The 18,495-nt window shown below is 72.4% G+C and carries 19 protein-coding genes; 11 read left to right on the top strand and 8 right to left on the bottom strand.

Annotation, left to right across the window (positions count from 1 at the left end):
• Positions 1-2: 2 nt before the first annotated feature.
• The 4 genes from ABT123_RS17760 (at position 3) to ABT123_RS17745 (ending at position 3,036) form a co-directional block, all read left to right on the top strand.
• Positions 3-308, top strand: coding sequence for a hypothetical protein (locus tag ABT123_RS17760; protein WP_502970979.1), 306 nt, complete (start codon positions 3-5; stop codon positions 306-308).
• A complete protein-coding gene (locus tag ABT123_RS17755; protein ID WP_351314950.1) occupies positions 305-958 on the top strand; it encodes a hypothetical protein in 654 nt (217 codons plus the stop codon). Before ABT123_RS17760 ends, ABT123_RS17755 begins: the two co-directional genes overlap by 4 nt.
• Before the next feature lie 94 nt (positions 959-1,052).
• Positions 1,053-2,210, top strand: coding sequence for an MAB_1171c family putative transporter (locus ABT123_RS17750; protein WP_351314947.1), 1,158 nt, complete (start codon positions 1,053-1,055; stop codon positions 2,208-2,210).
• A gap of 316 nt (positions 2,211-2,526) precedes the next feature.
• A complete protein-coding gene (locus ABT123_RS17745; protein WP_351314944.1) occupies positions 2,527-3,036 on the top strand; it encodes a helix-turn-helix domain-containing protein in 510 nt (169 codons plus the stop codon).
• A 13-nt stretch (positions 3,037-3,049) separates the two neighbouring features.
• On the opposite strand, the gene ABT123_RS17740 is transcribed toward ABT123_RS17745, so the two are convergent.
• From ABT123_RS17740 to ABT123_RS17725, 4 genes are all read right to left on the bottom strand, one after another.
• On the bottom strand, positions 3,050-4,408 hold the full coding sequence (locus tag ABT123_RS17740; RefSeq protein ID WP_351314941.1) for a hypothetical protein: 1,359 nt from the start codon (positions 4,406-4,408) through the stop codon (positions 3,050-3,052).
• A 94-nt stretch (positions 4,409-4,502) separates the two neighbouring features.
• Positions 4,503-4,940: a DUF7144 family membrane protein gene (locus tag ABT123_RS17735; protein WP_351314938.1), complete on the bottom strand. Its 438-nt coding sequence runs from the start codon at positions 4,938-4,940 to the stop codon at positions 4,503-4,505.
• A 25-nt stretch (positions 4,941-4,965) separates the two neighbouring features.
• Entirely contained in the window at positions 4,966-5,259 is a 294-nt protein-coding gene (locus ABT123_RS17730; protein WP_351314935.1) for an SHOCT domain-containing protein, read from the bottom strand.
• Between the two features lie 5 nt (positions 5,260-5,264).
• Positions 5,265-5,735 (bottom strand): DUF6325 family protein, encoded by a 471-nt coding sequence (locus ABT123_RS17725; RefSeq protein WP_502970980.1) that lies wholly within the window; start codon positions 5,733-5,735, stop codon positions 5,265-5,267.
• Between the two features lie 232 nt (positions 5,736-5,967).
• Between ABT123_RS17725 and ABT123_RS17720 the strand changes: the two genes are divergently transcribed.
• Genes ABT123_RS17720 through ABT123_RS17705 form a run of 4 tightly spaced genes read left to right on the top strand, consistent with a single transcriptional unit; the run spans position 5,968 to position 9,103 of the window.
• A complete protein-coding gene (locus ABT123_RS17720; protein ID WP_351314929.1) occupies positions 5,968-6,885 on the top strand; it encodes a YhjD/YihY/BrkB family envelope integrity protein in 918 nt (305 codons plus the stop codon).
• A gap of 33 nt (positions 6,886-6,918) precedes the next feature.
• Positions 6,919-8,052, top strand: a complete 1,134-nt coding sequence (locus ABT123_RS17715) for an NAD(P)-dependent oxidoreductase (RefSeq protein WP_351314926.1) — start codon at positions 6,919-6,921, stop codon at positions 8,050-8,052.
• The gene (locus ABT123_RS17710; RefSeq protein WP_351314923.1) at positions 8,007-8,399 is read left to right on the top strand and encodes a TOBE domain-containing protein; all 393 of its coding nucleotides are present in this window, start codon (positions 8,007-8,009) and stop codon (positions 8,397-8,399) included. Before ABT123_RS17715 ends, ABT123_RS17710 begins: the two co-directional genes overlap by 46 nt.
• Before the next feature lie 56 nt (positions 8,400-8,455).
• Positions 8,456-9,103: a class I SAM-dependent methyltransferase gene (locus ABT123_RS17705; protein WP_351314920.1), complete on the top strand. Its 648-nt coding sequence runs from the start codon at positions 8,456-8,458 to the stop codon at positions 9,101-9,103.
• Here the strand turns inward: ABT123_RS17705 and ABT123_RS17700 are convergent.
• Together ABT123_RS17700 and ABT123_RS17695 are read right to left on the bottom strand one after the other, a co-directional pair.
• The gene (locus ABT123_RS17700) at positions 9,079-10,047 is read right to left on the bottom strand and encodes a universal stress protein (RefSeq protein ID WP_351314917.1); all 969 of its coding nucleotides are present in this window, start codon (positions 10,045-10,047) and stop codon (positions 9,079-9,081) included. The two genes, ABT123_RS17705 and ABT123_RS17700, sit on opposite strands and share 25 nt — an antisense overlap.
• 65 nt (positions 10,048-10,112) lie before the next feature.
• Positions 10,113-10,949, bottom strand: coding sequence for an ATP-grasp domain-containing protein (locus ABT123_RS17695; RefSeq protein ID WP_351314914.1), 837 nt, complete (start codon positions 10,947-10,949; stop codon positions 10,113-10,115).
• Positions 10,950-11,090: 141 nt separating this feature from the next.
• Here ABT123_RS17695 and ABT123_RS17690 point away from each other — a divergent pair, with 141 nt between their 5' ends.
• Positions 11,091-12,260, top strand: coding sequence for a PP2C family protein-serine/threonine phosphatase (locus tag ABT123_RS17690; protein ID WP_502970978.1), 1,170 nt, complete (start codon positions 11,091-11,093; stop codon positions 12,258-12,260).
• Between the two features lie 478 nt (positions 12,261-12,738).
• Here ABT123_RS17690 and ABT123_RS17685 read toward each other — a convergent pair whose 3' ends face one another.
• Both ABT123_RS17685 and ABT123_RS17680 read right to left on the bottom strand, forming a co-directional pair.
• On the bottom strand, positions 12,739-14,355 hold the full coding sequence (locus tag ABT123_RS17685) for a vWA domain-containing protein (RefSeq protein ID WP_351314911.1): 1,617 nt from the start codon (positions 14,353-14,355) through the stop codon (positions 12,739-12,741).
• Positions 14,356-14,483: 128 nt separating this feature from the next.
• Positions 14,484-15,488: a trypsin-like serine peptidase gene (locus ABT123_RS17680; RefSeq protein ID WP_351314908.1), complete on the bottom strand. Its 1,005-nt coding sequence runs from the start codon at positions 15,486-15,488 to the stop codon at positions 14,484-14,486.
• A 217-nt stretch (positions 15,489-15,705) separates the two neighbouring features.
• Between ABT123_RS17680 and ABT123_RS17675 the strand changes: the two genes are divergently transcribed.
• Both ABT123_RS17675 and ABT123_RS17670 read left to right on the top strand, forming a co-directional pair.
• Positions 15,706-16,062 (top strand): DUF805 domain-containing protein, encoded by a 357-nt coding sequence (locus tag ABT123_RS17675; RefSeq protein ID WP_351314905.1) that lies wholly within the window; start codon positions 15,706-15,708, stop codon positions 16,060-16,062.
• Between the two features lie 148 nt (positions 16,063-16,210).
• Complete coding sequence (locus ABT123_RS17670) at positions 16,211-18,433, top strand: NADP-dependent isocitrate dehydrogenase (RefSeq protein ID WP_351314902.1); 2,223 nt, start codon at positions 16,211-16,213, stop codon at positions 18,431-18,433.
• The last annotated feature ends 62 nt before the right edge of the window (positions 18,434-18,495 follow it).

The raw sequence follows: 18,495 nt of genomic DNA, 5'->3' as shown, positions 1-18,495 counted from the left end.
CCTTGACCGTGCTCCCCTACCTCGAAGTCACCGCCGCGTCGTACGCCGCCTCGTACACCGCCGGACTGAGGGTGACGGGCACCCCGGACGGCGCCGTGCTCAGCGGCGCCTGCCCGCGCTGTGCCTGCCCGTTCGACTTCACCTACACCCGCCGCGTCTACCGCCACCGGCCCGTCGGCGGCCGGTCCGCGCACATCGTCACGGTGCCCGTCCTGTGCGTGTGCGAGACCGAGCACACGGGGCGCCCCGCCGACGAGGAGGGCTGCGGCGCCTACTGGAACGTCCTGCTGGAGAGGGCGGGGCGATGAGCTGGCGGGCCCGCCCCGGCCCGGCCGGGACACCGGCCGACCGGATGGCGGCCCGCGGCGGCCGTCGGCTGCTGCACGAGGAACTGCCCCGGGTCAGGGAGTCGGCGTTGGCCTGGCGCAACGGGCTGGGTGCGCTGCTGGCCGGACTGATCGGGTTCGGCCTGATCAAGGGGCGTACGGACGTGGGGGCGCTGGCGGCGCCGTACGGTGCGATGGTCGGCGTCCTGATGCTGTGCGCGGTGCTGTGCGGGGTGGGCGGCGCGGTCCTGCTGCTGCGCGCCGCCCACGGCCGGCCGGCCGCCTCGGCACTGCCCGAACCCGCGCGGGGGACGCTGCCCGCCGGGCCGGTCACCGCCGGGCACGCGGAGGCGCTGCGCGCTGCTTCGGCCCTGACCCGCGGTGTGCTGGCCACGCTGGGCTGCGCCGCGCTGCTGACCGCGGCCGTGGCGCTGACCTGGTACGGGCCGGCGAAGGACGGTCCGCTGATCGCCGTCACCACCCCCGCCGGCAGCACCTGCGGGGAGCCGCTGCGCACGGCCGGCGGGCGGCTCGTGCTCAAGACGGAGGCGGGCGAGGTGGCCGTCGACCTGTCGACCGCCGTCACGCTGCGTGCGGTCGCCTCCTGTGCCCCGCCACCTGGTCCGCCGTAGGTCGGGAGCCTGGGGGAACGGCGGTTCTGCGCGACAGGTACGGTTCGGCTGAACCAACCGCCGCCCCCCACCGGCACCTGCAGAAATCCAGGACGTGAACACCACCAGAACCCTCTGCTTCGTCATCGCGGCGCTCGCCTCGTACGCGGCGCTCTTCTACCGGCTGTGCCAGGGCCGGCGCAGTTGGCGCGACAGCGCCTACCGCACGCTGATCACGACTCTGTTCTTCCAGTGCCTCACCTTCACCATGGGTGCCGTTGCCATGGTGAGCGGGTGTCTGCTGGGAGTCGGCAACTTTCCCATCCTCCTGATGCACCTGGCGGCGGTCGCCTTCTGCATCAGTGCGCAGATCATCCTGCTGCAGTGGGCGGCCGTCGGTGAGGAGGCGGTGCGCAAGACGCGTTTCTGGGTGATCACCGGAATCTCGCTGAGTGTGCTGCTGACAGCCCTCTTCTTCCTCGCCGACGGTCACCGCCGGGACCCGCTGGACTTCGACGGCAGCGGCGATCCGCTGCTCCTCACCTACCTCCTGGCGTTCATCGCTTCCCAGGCGGTTCCGTGCGTCACCATCTTCCGCCAGTGCGGCCCCTACGCCCGGATGACGGACAACGCCTCGCTGCGGCAGGCCTTGCGCGTGCTGTCCGTCGCGGCGGGGATCCTGTTCCTCTATTCCCTGGTCAGGGTGGTCAACGTCCTGACCATCGCAGCCGGGTACGAGATCGGGATCTGGAAGGAGGCCGCCGCTTCCGTCCTGAACGCACTGGGGATCGTCGCCCTCTCGCTCAGCTTCACCATGTCCGCCTGGGCCCCCTCGGCCGCCAGGCTGGTGGAGTGGGCGCGCACGTACCGGTCGTACCGGGCCCTCTATCCGCTCTGGCGGGACCTCTACGAGTCCTCTCCGGACATCGCCCTGGAGCCGCCCGGGCCTTCGGTCTCCGACCTCGACTACCGGCTCCACCGGCGGGTCGTGGAGATACGCGACGGCTGGCGGGACCTGCGCCCGTACATCGAACGCACCACCCGCGCCGCCGTCGGTGGACCGGGCGGGGAGGCGAGTGCGGAGTTCCGGCAGGCGTACGCCGAAGCGGCGCAGATCAGGCAGGCCCTGCAGGCCAAGCGGACGGGCATCATCCCGCCGGACAACAAGGACGCCGGCGACTTCGACGACCGCGACACGGACAATTTCCCGGCCGAGGTCGCCTGGCTCACGAAAGTCGCTGCTGCCTACAGTAAGCTCGGCAGGGCGAGTTGAGAGCTCCCGCCCGGTTTGCATCCCCCGTCAAACCGGGCGGGTTTCCTCGTTCCCCCGTGTTCCCCCCCCCGTTTCCCCCGTTCCCCCGCTTTCCTGTCGGGCCGGACGGGTGGCTCCCGTCCTGACCTTCCAGTCCCCCGTGATGCCGACATCACCGGCAACCGACTTGGCGACCCCCGTGCGTCAAGTTAGCTGCCAGCTATCGGCGAGACCCAACGTTGGCGGAGTCCGGCCTGATTGTCAACTGGCCGCTAATCTGTGAAACTCCTCCATAGCCAAGGGCTAATTCGAGGAGGGTACGGGGGGACGCTTCACCATGACCGAGACCGATAGCGGGAACGAGAACGAGAACCGGGCCGAGAACGGGGCCGAGACGGGGAACGAGGCCGCCGACGACCGGCCGCTGCTCGCAGTGCGCCTCGACGACCTGTTCAAGACGGTCCGCCCCAAGGGCAGGCACTGGACCAATGCCGAGGTGGCGGAGGAGCTGAAGCGGGCCAGCCCCGAGCTCAAGGTCGGCGGCGTGTACCTGTCGCAGCTGCGGACGGGGAAACGCTCCAACCCCTCGCCCGACCTGCTGGCCGCCCTCGCCCGCTTCTTCGGGGTCTCGGTCGCCTACTTCTTCGACGACAAGGTTGCCGAATCGGTGCTGGCCCAGGTCGCCGCCATCGAGGCACTGCGGCAGTCCGGGGTCCGCGCCGTGGCCATGCGCGCGGCCGGCATGAAGAAGGAGAACCTCCAGGCCATTACGGCCATCATGGACCAGTACCGGCAGATGCAGGGCCTGCCCCCCGTCACCGACACCACCGACCCCGACCCCGAATGAGGGGGCGCTGCGGTCACCGGGTCGGGGTCTCCGTAGTGCTCCGGTCCTCCGTCGTGCTCCGCTCCTCCCCGTCCCCGGCGAGGAAGTCCGCCACGGCCATCGCGAAGAGCAGCGCAAGCGCGATGCCGAAGATGACCCATCCGGTCGGATAGCTCCACAGGACGAAGGTCAGTACGGCCGCGGCCACCAGGATCCAGGTGATCCAGGTGCGGTGGCGCCGGACGAACGGACCCACCGGGCCGGTGCGCAGCCCCGCGTGGTCCGCCGTGTGGCGGACCGCGTCGATGCCCGAGTACCAGAGCCGGCGTACGAGCGTGGCCCAGCGGCCGGGTCCGGTCAGCCAGGCGGCCAGCGCGACCACCACACCGAGCACCACGATCATCCGGACCGTCACACGGAGGTAGTGCGTCAGTGCGTCGTACACGCTCCCCGCCGCGGGCTGCGAGACGGTGTCCGGCAGCGAGTTCAGGTAGACCACCCGGAAGACGGACAGGGCGACGCCGAGCATGAGCACGGCGAAGGCGAAGGCGAGTGCCGCCACCACGAGGACGCGGCGGCGGTGGCGGGACAGCAGGACCCCGGCGGCGACCAGCAGCACCGAGAGCACCGGCAGCCAGGTGCCGGCCATCTGGAGCAGACGGAATCCGGTCTTCACCTTGCCGATGTCGTCCGACCGCAGGACCGTGAAGTCGGTGTGCACCTGGGGGATCTTCCCGGCCGCCGTCATTCCCTCCTCGACCAGCCGCTGTTTGACCTGCTCGACCACCGGGGCCAGATCAACGGTCACCGAGTCGTTCTTGATCTCCACTGCGCCGTCGCCGCTGCCCGTGAGGGCCTTGACCACCGCGGTGTGGATGCGGCGGTTGGCCTCGGTCCAGATCTGCTCGAAGGTTTCGGAGGCGATGATGTCCTGCGACTTGTCCTTGACGAAACTGCGGACGGCGTTCTCCAGTGAGTCGCCGAGCTTGCCCAGCGCCTTGTCCAGGAGCGGCCGGTCGTCGGGGGCCACGCCTTCCAGCAGGGTCGGGATGTCGATGTGCTCCATCACCGCGTTGGTGACCCGGTTTGCCGCGGCGGCCTGGACGTCCGGGTCGGAGGCGAGCGGGGCGACCGTCTGCACGTACCGGTCGGTGTCGCCGATCTGGCTCGACGCCCAGGCCGCGACCGCGGCGAGCGGGGCGAGCAGGCAGCCGACGACGATGAGCAGCGCCGCGAAGAAGGCCCGCCAGCGGTGGTGGGGCTCGCGGGCTTTCCTGTCGGCCTCGAGCGCTACCACCCGGGAGCGGAGCTCCACGAGTTCGGAGTGCTCGTCGCCCGTGCCGGGCGTACGAGCGGGCCCCGCGCCGGGGCCCGCTGCACCTTCGTCCGTCATGGCGGGTCCTCACCTGTGGCTGTGGGTTCGCTTCCCACTGGACCGCGCGGGGCGGGTGGACGCGAGCGGTGCGCGTCCGAACGGGGGACGGCCGTCAGACGTGCTCGGGGTGGGGAGCCATGCACAGCGCCCAGATGATGATGATGTCGAGGGCGATCAGAATCAGTGCCCAGAACGGCGCGTACGGCAGCCACATGAAGTTCACGATCATGACCAGTGAGGCCAGCACCACACCGGCGATCCTGGCCCACTTGTGATCCTGGAGCACCGCCGCGCCGGCGCAGACCACGAATGCGCCCAGGATCACGTGGATCCAGCCCCACCCGGTGAGGTCGAAGGCGTAGATGTAGTTGCGGGTGTAGATGAACACCTCGTCGTTGGCGAGGGCGGCGATGCCCTCGACGATGCCGATGAAGCCACCGATGATCATCATGGCGCCGGCGAACAGCAGCCAGCCGCTTCCCATGCCGCCGGCCTTCGCCGTGCTCTTCCCGGCGGCACCGGAGTGGGCTGCGCCCACGTTACTGGTCATGACAGGCTCCTTCCCGCGGGACGCATCAGCCGAGGATCTTCTGCTTCTGGGCCGCGAACTCCTCCTCGGTCAGCAGGCCCTGGGCCTTCAGGTCACCCAACTGCTTGAGCTGGTCCATCTTGGTGCTCATGTCGTCGCCGGGCGGGGGTGCGGGCGCGGGCTCGGGAGGGGGCGGGGCGGCCTGCTGCTGTTGCTGCGCCTGCTCCTGCTCGTCCTTCTGGGCCCAGCGGCCCGCCTGCCGTCGCGACACGCGGTTGGACACGGCGGTCGCCGTTCCGGCGACCACTGCGGTGCGGGCGACGCCACGGAGAAGTCCCATGTCACTCAACTCCCCACGTCTGTACGGGCAGAGCCCGGAGTCAGGCGGTCCGCCCACCCGGGGTCGGTGCCCTCGACGGCGTCCAGCGAGGCCAGCAGCGCCTGGACGGGAATGCGTCCGCCCGCCACCAGCTGCGCGCCGCTGCGCCGCATGGCCTGGGCGAAGGGTGCCGCCCAGAGGTTCTCGTACACCAGGATTCCCGCGGAATTGCCGGGTTCCAGCGCGGCACCGGCCTCGTCGGCGTCCGCCTGGTCCAGCAGCCCGGACGAGGCTCCCGCGAAGACGGAGAGGTCCACCTCGTCCCCGAGGTCCGTCAGCTCGACTGCGGTGACCGTGCCGTCCTCGTCCTTGCGGACGAAGAGGAGATCGAGAATGCGGATGATCTTGCGGTCGACCAGATCGAGGAGCAGGGGGAAACCCTCGCCCGTCATCCGGTTCCCGGGAAATTCGACGACCAGGTAGTCGACGGGGCCCATCTCTTCCAGCTCCGACAGGTCCTCGCTCATGGCCACTCCTCACGAGCGCATCGGGGGTTGGGCCACGACTGCCGCGGCTGATGCCGGCGGTGCGACGCGCCGCACTGATGGCGGCAAACGGCCCACCTCACCATTCCAGCACCCGGCCCGGGGCTCCGCACCTCGTACCCGGCGCACCCGAGATGCCGCCGGGGCGGCCGTCCGCCACCCTGGTGCCAGGGAAGGAGCGCTGATGCAGCCGGAGCGCAAGGCGCCTGCCGTGGGCCGGCTGACCCGGTGGCGAGAACGGTCCCGTGACCTGACCGCCACCGCGAAGCGGTACGCGCAACGGACCGAATCCCGTTTCCCGGTCATCACGCAGCTCGTTGCGCGCATGGTCTCGGTGAACATCTTCGACTCCGCCACCCGATTGGCGGCGCAGTGCTTCCTTACCGCGGTCCCCCTGCTCTTCGTCTTCGCGTCGTTCGCACCGGACGGGGTGAGCCAACAGCTGGTCAAATCCATCCGTACGGTCTTCGGCCTGACCGGCCCCGCGAACGCCCAGCTGGAGGCGGTGTTCCGACCCTCCTCGAGCGATCTTCAGCAGGCCACCGGGGTGGTGGGCGCCCTGATGGTGCTGCTCGCCGCCACCGCCGTCAGCCGGGCCATGCAACGCCTGTGCAAGCGGGCCTGGGGGATTCCGCGGGTCAAGACCAAGACCGCCGTCTGGCGCTGGCCGGCCTGGATCGCGGTCTGGCTGGGCTTCATGCTCTTCCAGGAGCCCGTGCGCCAGGGGTTCGGCGTCGGGCTGTGGCTGGCCGTCCCGGCCACCGTGCTGACCCAGACGCTCCTGTGGTGGTGGACCCAGCACCTGCTGCTGGGCGGCCTGATCGGGTGGGGGCCGCTGCTGCCCGGCGCCCTCCTGACGGCCGCGGCCACCACCCTCCTGTCCATCGGTGCACGCTTCTACATGCCCCGGGCCCTCAACCGGGCCCTGGCCGAGTACGGCTCCGTCGGCTCGGTCTTTGTGCTGCTCTCGTGGCTGATCGTGGTCTGCGTGGCGGTGGCCATCGCCATCAGCGCGGGCGCCGTGCTGGCCCAGGAGCCCTTCCTGGCGCGCCGCCTCGGCAGCCCGCTGCCCGACCTTGACCGCATCGCCGGCGGCCGTTAGCGGTAGGGTCCGGGCAGGGGAGAGGGGTATGACATGGAGGGGTATGACGTGGAGCGGGCCCGAGTTCTGCTGCTGGATGCGGCTCCCGGCGAGCTGCTCGGCCGGGAGCTGGAGCGGTTGCTCGGCCACGGGCTGCACGTCACCCTGAACCTGCGCCGGGTGGCCGACCACGCCCGGACCCGAGCCGCCTGGGCCGGCCGCGTGGAGTTCACCGACTTCGACCCCTTCGACGAGTCCGCGCTGCTCGCCGAGACCGCCCGGGATGGGCTCGGCTACCACGCGGTCAAGTCACGGGCCGGCGTACCCCTGCGCGAAACCTTCCTCGCGGCGGCCACCGGCCCCGCCCTGGTCCACCGGCTCCGTGTGGTCGGCCGGGCCGGGGCGGGCACCGACCACGTCGACCTGACGGCCGCCGCCCGGCACGGGGTCGCCGTCACCCACACACCCGGCTCCAACGCGACCGCGGTCGCCGAGTTCGCGCTGGCCCAGCTGCTGGCCCTGAGCCGCGACCTGGCGGCGTACAACGAGTCCTCCCACCGGGGCAGTTGGCGCGCACCGGTCAGTCCGCCGGGCGAGCTGTCGGAGCTGACCCTGGGCATCGTCGGACTGGGCCGCACCGGCCTGGCCCTCGCCGAGCGCGCCACCGCCCTGGGCATGGCCGTCCAGGGACTCTCCCGGCGCCCCCCGAAGAGCCCGGTGCAGCCGGCCCACTCCCTCGCCGGCCTGCTGGCCACCAGTGACGTGGTCTCCCTGCACCTGCCCCTCACTCCGCAGACCCGAGGCCTGATCGGCCGGGCCGAGCTGGCGCTGATGCGCTCCGGGTCGATCCTGCTGAACACCGCCCGGGGAGGCATCGTCGACGAGCAGGCGCTGGCCGACGCCCTGCGCGACCCCGCGCACCCGCTCGCGGCAGCGGCCGTCGACACCTTCGCACACGAGTACGCCGCGTTCGCCTCACCGCTGTTCGGCCTGCCCCGGGCCCTGCTGACCCCGCACGTTGCCGGGATGACCCGGACCGCCATGGCGACGGCGGCCGTCCGCTGCGCGGACCACATCGCTGCCCTGCTCGCCGGCCGCCACCGCCCGGCACCAGCGGCGGGACCCTCTATAGGGTGGCGGGCATGGAGTCGTACACCATCGGTCAGGCGGCGCGGCTGCTCGGCGTGAGCGTCGACACGGCGCGCCGCTGGGCGGACGCCGACCGCTTCCCCACCCGCCGCGAGGGCAACCGGCGGATCGTCGACGGTCCGGACCTGGCGGCCTTCTGTGTGGCCGTCGCCCAGGAGGCGGCGGAGGGCGGCGAAGCGCCCTACACCTCGGCCCGCAACGCCTTCCCCGGCATCGTCACCGCCGTCAAGCTCGGCACCGTCGACGCCCAGGTGGAGATCCAGGCCGGGCCGCACCGGATCGTCTCCCTGCTGACCCGGGAGGCGGTGGAGGAACTCGGCCTGGAAGTCGGCGCCCAGGCCACCGCACGGGTGAAATCCACCAGCGTCTTCATCGACCGGCTCTAGCCTGGGAGACACCCCGGGCCAGCGGGTGCCAGGGGGCCGGCCGGAAGGAGACTGCGGTGGACGATCGACTGCGAGCGGTGGAGTCGGCGGCGGAACTGTTCGACGGAATGGGCGCCGAATACGAGGAGGCCTTCGGGCACCTGCCCGGCCAGCTCGCGGCCCTGGAATGGCTCACCGCCCGGCTGCCCGAACGGGCGCGGGTGCTGGACATCGGCAGCGGCACCGGGCGCCCGGTGGCCGACGCGCTGGTCCGGGCCGGCCACGAGGTCACCGGCATCGACGTGTCCGCGGCCATGGTCGAGCTGGCCCGGTCGCAGGTGCCGGGCGCCCGGTTCGAGCAGGGGGACGTACGCGACTACCGGGCGCCGGCCGGCGGCTTCGACGCGGTGTGCGCGTTCTTCCCGCTGCTGGTGATGAGCCGGGACGAGGTCGGCGCCGCCCTGGAGCGGATCTCCGGATGGCTGGCCCCCGGCGGGTACTTCGTGATGGCCACCGTGCCCGCGGACGTGGACGGGGTGGAGGTGGAGTGGATGGGCCGGCGGGTCCGGGTCTCCAGCTACTCCACCGAGGAATACCTGCGCCGGCTCCGGGAGGTCTGCGGGCTGGAGGTACTGCACCACTCCACCTCCGTCTTCCAGCCCACCAGCCCCCTCGCCGGGCCGGAGGACCACCTGTTCTGCTACGCCCGCCGGCCTGCGCCCTGACCCGTCCGGCCCCGCTCCGACCCGTCCTGCTCGGCAGGAACCACCGCGATCGGGCATTCCGCGTGCAGCAGGGCCGCATTGGCCACGGAGCCCATGAACAGGGAGTCCTTGCGCCGGTGGCGGTGCCGACTGACGACCAGCAGATCGGCCGTCTCCGACTGGGCGACCAGTTGCCCGGCCGGGTCCCCGGGCCCGACCACGCTCTGCACGGTGACCTTCGGGTAGTCGCCGGCGAACGCGGCCAGCCGCTCCTGCTGGGCCCGCCCGATCTCCCGGAGCAGGGGCGCCAGGTCCTGGTCCGGGCCGGCCGGCGCCGGCGCGCCGATCAGCGGGAACGGCGCGACCGGGTCGGCGAAGGCCGTCAGCGCGATCAGGGTGGCACCGAGGAGCTCGGCCTGCCGGAACGCGAACTCGATGGCCCGGTCCCCGGTCTCGGACGGGTCCAGGCCCAGCACCACCCGGCCGGCCGCCTCCTTGCCCTCGCGCCGGTCGCGCGCGGAGTGCGGGACGACCACCACGGGACAGGGCGCCGTCGTCGCGCAGGCCCGGCTGGTGGAGCCGAGCAGCAGGCTGGCGAACCCGCCCCGGCCGCGCGAGCCGAGCACCAGCATCCGGGCCTGCTCCGCCTGGGTGTTCAGAGCCTGCGGCACGGCACCGTCGAGGGAGGCGTACCGGACCGGCGGGAGTCCCTCGCGGCCCTCCAGGGATGTGCGGACGTACTCCGCGACCGGGTCCGGGGCCGTCCCGCCGGGGGCCGGATCGCCGAGCACCGCCGAACGGCGGGCCTGCCACAACTGCGCGTGATCGGGCTTCACATGGGCGACCAGCACCTCGGCTCCGGCCGTGTGCGCGATCGGGAGCGCCCACTCCAGTGCCTTGAGGCTGTGCTCGGAGCCGTCCACCGCCACGACGATCGGGCCGTCATCCTTACCATTCGTGATCATGTGTCCAGGATTGCACCGACCATCGAGGCCCGCGCGACGGTGAGCGGCCGGACACCGGCCAGGGCCTAGGCGGCCAGGAGGCGGTGGAGGGCCGCGGCGAAGTCCGTGACGAAGGACTCGCGGGCCGGCTCCGGCAGCAGGTCCAGGGAGAGGTAGGGGTTGAGGTCCTCCAGCTCGACGAGGAGGAGCTCCCCGGCCGGGGTGCGGCAGGCGTCGACCCGCTGGATGCCGTGCCTGATCGTGTTCCAGTCGATGAACCGCTGCGCGAACCGCAGGTCCTCCGCCGTGGGCCGGTACGGCTCCAGCACCCAGCGCTCCTCGGGCCGGGGCGCGTACAGGGCGTACTGGAACTCGGCGTCGACGAAATAGAAGGACACCTCGTAGCGGAACCGGATGCGCGGCTGGACCAGCAGGGTGCCCGGCGCGGCCTCGCCGAGGGCCGAGGCGAGGGCCTCGTACGGCAGGAACCGCAGGCCTATGGAGTCCGCGCCGAGCTTGGGCTTGACCGCGTACTCGTCCGTCTCCGGCAGGCGGGACAGGTCCTCGGCCCGCTCGACCGTGGGGATCACCGGGTGGCCGGCGGCCGTCAGGTCGGTCAGGTACTGCTTGCCGGCCATGTCGGCCCGGCCGGTGAGCTCGTTGTAGACCCGGGTGCCGCGCGCGAGGGCCCGGTCGCGGAACGCGTCGTACCGGTCCTGGTAGTGGAGGACCGGGCCGCTGTTGCGGACCACGACCGCATCGAAGGAGTCCATCAGCGCCGCCGCGTCCAGGGGGTGGCACAGCGCGATGTCGAACTGCTCGCGCAGCCGCGAGGCCAGGTGGATGTCCTCGTCGCAGTACCGGCGCCCGCGAGCGGGATAGGCCAGGTCGGTGACATAAAGGAGGCGGGGCTGTGCGGGCATCGGTCCTCTTCCACGGGGGGCTGCGGCCACGCTATCCGGTGATCGCCGCGCGGCTGGCGTGCGGGTCGCGGACGGGCTGGTGGAATGGCTCCTTCGACGGACGGGTGCGGCGGAGGCGGCGAAGGCGGCGGAGGTGGTGTCTTGGCGGACCGGGGCGGCGTGGACCGGGAGTGCGAGGCGCTGCGCGCCCGGCTGCGGGCGATGGAAGATGCCGCCGAGCGGATCGGGACCACCCTCGACGAGGCTGCGACCTGCCGTGAACTGGTCGGATTCCTCTTCCGGAACCTGTGCGACGCCGCTGCGGTCGAGCTCGCGGGGGACCACCGCCCGGTGGCGACGGCCGGGCCGCCGGCGCTGCTGGCGGCGCGAGCCGCAGCCGCCGGAGGCCCGGGCCCGGCGGGGCAGCTGCTGTCGGTGCCGCTGATGGCGGGGGACGAGCCGTTCGGGACGCTGCTCGCGGCACGGGCGCACGGCGGCTTCACGGACCACGAGACGGCGACGGTGCACTTCGCCGCCCGGCTGGCGGCGGTGCACCTCGGACACGCGCGGCGGATGGCGGCGACCGAGCAGACCGCCCTCAACCTGCAGCGCGCCCTGGTCGCGGAGCCCGGTCGGCCGCACCCGAACCTGGAGATCTCCAGCCGGTACCTGCCGGTGGGGCCGCGGGCCCTGGTCGGCGGGGACTGGTTCGAGACCGTCCGGCTGCACTTCGGGCGCACCCTGCTGGTGGTCGGGGACGTGATGGGGCACGGGCTGGACGCGGCGGTGGACATGAACGCCTACCGCTCGACGCTGCGCGACGTCGCCTCGACGGACCTGGCGCCGCACCGGGTGCTGCGACAGCTGGACGTGCTGGTCGCCGAGGACGCCGCGCGGCGGCCGGCGACCTGCCTGCTGGTACGGGTGGACCCGGCGCGGCAGGTCGCGATGTTCGCCAGCGCCGGCCATCTGCCCCCGGCGGTCTTCACGGCCGAGGGCACCGCCACCCTGGTGGAGGTTCCGGTCGCCCCGCCGCTGGGTACGGGGGTCGGCGGCTACGAGGCGGTCAGCCGGCAACTGGCCCCGGGGGAGACGCTGTTGATGTTCACGGACGGGCTGGTGGAACGGCGCGGCGAGGACATCGACGCGTCGCTTTCCCGGCTGGCCCGGTTGCGGCTGCCGCCGGGGGCGACGGTTGTGGAGGTGGTGGACGCGGTGGTGTCGGGCCTAGATGCGCGCCATGCGGAAGACGACGTAGCAGTCCTGGCAGCCCGCATCCGCCCCCGCCATGCGGCTCCGCCGCCAGAACCCGGCCCAGCCCCGGCCCCCTGACCCGGCCCCCCTGACCCCGGCCCCCTGCCCGGCCCCGGACCGGATCGGTGGTACGAGCACGGGGCCGGGCCATCCCGCCCCGGACCCGGCCGGTCCGGGCCGGAGCTCGGCCCGCCGGCCGAGCCGGGGCCCGACCGCCCTCGGACCGGGTCCGGCGGTACGAGCACGGGGCCGGGTCCTCATGCCGTGCCGGGCCGTTCCGGCCAGCGGCCCGGGCAGGCCGCTGGTCGGCCGCCGCGGCCCGCGGGGCCGCCCCGACCCAGGCCAGGCCCACCCCGGTCAGGCCAGGCCAGGCCAGGCCCACCCCGGTCAGGCCGGGCCCGGTCCGGCCCGGTGGTCCCGGTTTGGGCGCCGGGCTGGGCCCGGCTGCCGGGTCCGGTCACCCCCTAGGCCCGCCCCGGACCCCGCCGGTCCGGGACGGAGCTCGGCGCGCCGGACGGGCCGGGGCCCGGGCCGGGGCCGCCAGTCCCGGGACGGGTCAGGTCAGGAGGCGGTGGGTTTGGTGGACGGCTTGGGCGAGGGCGCGGACCTCGGGGTCTTCGGTTCGGGTGGCCAGGGCGGCTGCGATGTCCGACAGGCGGGCGAGGGGGACCGCGCCCGGGAGCGGGGCCCAGCCGCCGCCACGGCCGCGGAGTTCCGAGGCCAGGTACGCCGCAGCCGCCGTGACCTGGAACCGGGAGCCCGCCTGGGACCACTCCACCCCGGTCAGGCCGCCCGCCTCGATGCGGCCCGACTCCTCGTGCGGGGCCCGGCCCTCCGGGTCGAGCCAGCGGACGGTGGCCGTGGCCACATGCCCGGCCGCGCCCGGCCGCAGGCGTACGGCGTACAGCGCCGTCACGGAATGGCCCGGCCCGACCTCGCCGCCGTCCACCGTGTCGTCCCGGAAGTCCTCGTCGGCGACCTTCCGGTTGTCGTAGCCGATCAGGCGGAAGCTCTCGACGTTGCGCGGGTCGAAGGAGACCTGGGCCTTGGCGTCCCGGGCCCGCAGCTCGATCTGCGCGGGCAGCTCGTCGCAGAACACCCGCCGGGCCTCCTCCTCGTCGGAGACGTACACGGTGTGCCCGTCGCCCCGGTCCACCAGCCGCTCCATGAACGCGTCGTTGTACTGGCTGCCCACGCCCACCCCGAACAGGGTGATGCCGTGCGCCCGGCGCACGGCGCCGATCCGCTCCAGCAGGGTGTCGGCCGAGGTGGCGCCGGTGTTGGCGAGGGCGTCGGAGAGCAGCACCACCCGGTTGGTGGCGCCCTCCCGCCGGCCCTCGACGGCCACGTCATAGCCGCGGGTGACCCCGGCCTCGACATTGGTCGAGTCGGTGGGTCGCAGCCGGTCCACGACCTCGTGCACCCGCCGCCGGTTCCCGTCCAGCCGGGTCATCGGCAGCCGGGTCTCGGCCTTGTCGCTGAAGGCCACGACGGCGACCGAGTCGTCCCCGCGCAGCCGGTCGGTCATCAGGTCCAGGGAGCGCCGGACCAGATCCAGCCGCCCGGGCTCGGCCATCGAGCCGGAGATGTCGACCACGAAGGTGAGGGCGGCGGGCGGCCGGTCGGCGCTGCTCTTCCCCGCCCGGGTGGCGAGGCCGACCCGCATCAGCGACCAGTTCGGGTCCCCGGTACGGGCGCCGTCGACGGTGACGGAGAAACCGTTCCCCTCCGGCTGCGGGTAGTCCTGCCGGAAGCTGTTGACGAACTCCTCCGGCCGGATGGTGTCCGGGTCCGGCACGTTGCCGTCGGCGAGGGTCCGGCGGGCGTAGCCGTAGCTCGCGGTGTCCACGTCCAGCGCGAAGGTGGACAGGTAGTCGGCGGGCGGGGCACTCGGCCGCCGTCCGTCGTCCTCGCCCTGCTGTACGGCGGAGCCGCCGTCGGAGGGTGCCGCGTGGCTGGGCCCGGCCGGAGCCGGAGCCGGGGCCGGATTGCCGTGCCGGCGGCCCGAGTCGGGCGCGACGGCACCCCGGTCCGCGGTCCTGCCCCGGTCGGATCCGCCGCCGTGACCGCACCCGGTGAGCAGGACCGCGCCCGCCGCGACCGCGGCGAGCAGCCTCCCGTACGTGGTGCCTCTCGGCCCTCTCGGTGGCCAACTCCCGGTACGCGGCGTCATCGTGTCCCCCTTCGGACGGTCCGTGTCTGTGAATGTGACGTCCGGGAGGCCGAGTCGGAACCGGCGAAAGAGTTGCGGATGGGTCTCGAAGAGACAACGGCAGGCGGAAGGTCAAGCTCTGACGGCGGTCAGGACACGATGCCCTCACGGAAGGCAACCACCGGGGGCCCGACGGCCTGTTCGTACAGCCGGCGCACATCCGGGCCGAAGTACGGGCTGTACGAGGTGTCCGGGCTGTTGCCGCCGGTCTGGTAGCCGCCGATGATGCCGATCACCCTGCCGGTGCGGGTGCGCGGGTCGTAGTCGGCCAGGAACGGGCCGCCGCTGGTTCCGCCGGGATAGCCGGTGCAGGCGATCCGCAGGAAGGAGCCGGGGCTGCCGGGGTCGGTGCTGGTGAAGCGGGTGGTCCGGTTGACGCAGACCCGTGGGCGCGGGGCCCGGGCCGGATGGCCGATGAGGTGGACGGAGGGGTGGGCATAGCCGGGCCGGGTGACCAGGCGATTGGCGCCGACCACCTCCTGCAGCGCCCGGCCGTCCGGGCCCGGGCCCACCCGGGCGAAGGCGACGTCGAGGGCGGCGGCCCGGGCGGGCCCCTGCTGCCGGTAGCGGGGGTCGATCCAGATGGACCGGACCGGGAACATGCCGTACGGCCGGGGCAGCGCGGCGGTGTAACGGGGGACGAAGGCGATCTGCCGGGTGTCGCTGCCGGTCAGGCAGTGCGCGGCGGTCAGCACCAGGTCACGGCCGGGGGAGGCGACGGCGCTGGCGGTGCAGAAGTAGGCGCCGCCGCCCTTCACGGTGAACATCCGGCCGACGACGGGGATCCCGCCGAAGTCCTGCCCGATGCCGGGACCTGCGGCAACGGCCGGCCAGGTCCCCTCCGGGCCGGGGCCGGGGTCGCCGCCGTCGGTCCGGTCCCCGTCGGCCCGGACCGCGGCGATCCCCTTCCGGCCGTCCGGGACCGGCCGGGCCGAGGCCATCCGCTCCGGTGTCCAGAAGGCCGCGGCCCGGTGGGCGGACCAGACGGGAGCCGTGCGGGCTGCGGGGGAGGGTTCGGGAAAGGGTTCGGCGGCGGCAGCCGCCACCGCCACTGCCGCCACCGCGGTCACGGATAGGGTTCGGAGCAGACGCATGGGGTCAGTCTCGGCCGCAGCCCGCGCCCGCCCCGGGCAGCCGCCGCCGCACGGTCCCCCCTTCGGCGGCTCAAATCGTAGTGAGAAATGGTGTTTTGGCGGGGCAAGGCAGTTCTTGGAACCTCTTGCGAAGTGCCTTGACCGCACGATAGAGGAGGCATAAATTCTGCCCCGCCCGGTCCGAGTGGACGGGCGGCAACAGTCCTCAGGGGGAAGCGTGAAGATCTACATAGAGGTGCTCAGGAAGTACGCGGTCTTCAACGGCCGGGCCCGCCGCCAGGAGTTCTGGATCTTCACCCTGGTCAGCCTGCTCATCATGATCCCGCTGATGATCATCGACTTCACGCTGGACACCTACCCCTGGCTGTTCGCGCTCTACAGCGTGGCCACCCTGCTGCCCAACCTCGGCCTCACCATCCGCCGCCTGCACGACACCGGAAAGTCCGGATGGTTCGTCCTCCTCACCATGATCCCCTTCGTCGGCTTCATCATCGGGATCGTCTTCATGGCCACCGAGGGCCAGCCCGGGTCCAACGAGTACGGCCCCAGCCCGAAGGCCGTCCAGGCCTACTGAGCCCTGCTCCCGCAAGGCCCCGCCGCCGGTCCCGCGCCGGTCCCGACGCATCACGTCGAGACCGGCGCTCTTGTTGTCCCCGGGCTGAGATATCTTGATGTCGAGCAATGTTGCAGACGAGAGACGCATACGTGGAGCGGAGCATCCGGTGACTGACTCGACCATCATCTACACCCACACTGACGAGGCCCCGGCCCTCGCGACGTATTCCTTCCTGCCTGTCATCCAGGCCTACGCGTCGAACGCCGGTGTGACCGTCGAGACCCGCGACATCTCCCTGGCCGGCCGGATCATCGCGAGCTTCCCGGAGTACCTGGAGGAGGGGCAGCGGATCGCCGACGCCCTCGCCGAGCTTGGCGAGCTGGCCAAGACCCCCGACGCCAACATCATCAAGCTGCCGAACATCTCGGCGTCCATCCCGCAGCTCAAGGCCGCCGTGGCCGAGCTCCAGGGCCAGGGCTACGCGCTGCCGGACTACCCGGACGACCCGAAGACCGACGAGGAGCGCGAGATCCGCGCCCGCTACGACAAGGTCAAGGGCTCCGCCGTCAACCCGGTCCTGCGTGAGGGCAACTCCGACCGCCGCGCCCCCGCCTCGGTCAAGAACTACGCCAAGGCCCACCCGCACCGCATGGGTGCCTGGAGCTCCGACTCCAAGACCAATGTCGCCACCATGGGCGAGAACGACTTCCGCTCCACCGAGAAGTCCGCGGTGATCGCCGAGGCCGGCACCCTGCGCATCGAGCACGTCGCCGCCGACGGCGCCGTCACCGTGCTCCGCGAGTCCGTACCGGTCCTGGCCGGCGAGGTCGTCGACGCCTCCGTCATGCGCGTCGCCGCCCTGCGCACCTTCCTCGCCGAGCAGGTCACCCGCGCCAAGGCCGAGGACGTGCTCTTCTCCGTGCATCTCAAGGCCACGATGATGAAGGTCTCCGACCCGATCGTCTTCGGCCACGTGGTCCGCGCCTTCTTCCCGAAGACCTTCGCGAAGTACGGCGAGGCGCTCGTCGCCGCCGGCCTGTCCCCGAACGACGGCCTCGGCACCATCCTCAAGGGCCTGGACGGCGTTCCGCACCTCGGCGCCGAGATCAAGGCCTCCTTCGAGGCCGAGATCGCCGAGGGCCCGGCCCTCGCCATGGTCGACTCCGACAAGGGCATCACCAACCTGCACGTGCCGTCCGACGTCATCGTCGACGCCTCGATGCCGGCCATGATCCGCACCTCCGGCCACATGTGGGGCCCGGACGGCCAGGAGGCCGACACCCTCGCGGTCCTCCCGGACAGCTCCTACGCCGGCATCTACCAGGCCGTCATCGAGGACTGCCGGGCGCACGGCGCGTACGACCCGGCCACCATGGGCTCGGTGCCGAACGTCGGCCTGATGGCCCAGAAGGCCGAGGAGTACGGCTCCCACGACAAGACCTTCGAGATCGCCGCGGCCGGTACCGTCCGCCTGGTCGACGCCGCGGGCACCACCGTGCTGGAGCAGGAGGTCGCCGAGGGCGACATCTTCCGCGCCTGCCAGACCAAGGACCTGCCGATCCAGGACTGGGTCAAGCTGGCCGTCACCCGCGCCCGCGCCACCGGCGACCCGGCCGTGTTCTGGCTCGACGAGGGCCGCGCGCACGACGCGCAGCTGATCGCCAAGGTCAACACGTACCTCGCCGAGCACGACACCGAGGGCCTGGTCATCAAGATCCTCGCCCCGGTCGAGGCCATCACGTACTCCCTGGAGCGCATCCGCCGCGGCGAGAACACCATCTCGGTCACCGGCAACGTCCTCCGCGACTACCTGACCGACCTCTTCCCGATCCTGGAGCTGGGCACCAGCGCCAAGATGCTGTCGGTCGTCCCGCTGATGAACGGCGGCGGCCTGTTCGAGACCGGCGCCGGCGGCTCCGCCCCGAAGCACGTCCAGCAGCTGGTCAAGGAGAACTACCTGCGCTGGGACTCGCTCGGCGAGTTCCTCGCGCTGGCCGTCTCCTTCGAGCACCTCGCCACCACCACCGGCAACGCCCGCGCCCAGGTGCTGGCCGACACCCTGGACCGCGCCACCGGCTCCTTCCTCAATGAGGACAAGTCGCCGTCGCGCCGCCTGGGTGGCATCGACAACCGCGGCAGCCACTTCTACCTGGCCCTGTACTGGGCCCAGGAGCTGGCCAAGCAGGCCGACGACGCCCAGCTCGCCGAGACCTTCGCCCCGCTCGCCAAGACCCTGGCCGAGCAGGAGGAGACCATCGTGGCCGAGCTGATCGCGGTCCAGGGCTCCCCGGCCGAGATCGGCGGCTACTTCCAGCCCGACCCGGCGAAGGCCGCGGCGGTCATGCGCCCGTCGGCGACCTTCAACGAGGCCATCGCCACCCTGGCCTGAGCCCGGCCAGGCAGCCTCGCCTGCACCACCACGGTCCGCCCCGGCCGGCATCCGCCGGCCGG

The sequence above is a fragment of the Streptomyces sp. NPDC002054 genome, from assembly GCF_040296685.1.
Classification (GTDB): domain Bacteria; phylum Actinomycetota; class Actinomycetes; order Streptomycetales; family Streptomycetaceae; genus Streptomyces.
Note: the sequence above shows the minus strand (reverse complement) of the source record. Positions and strands in the feature narration are given on the sequence as shown.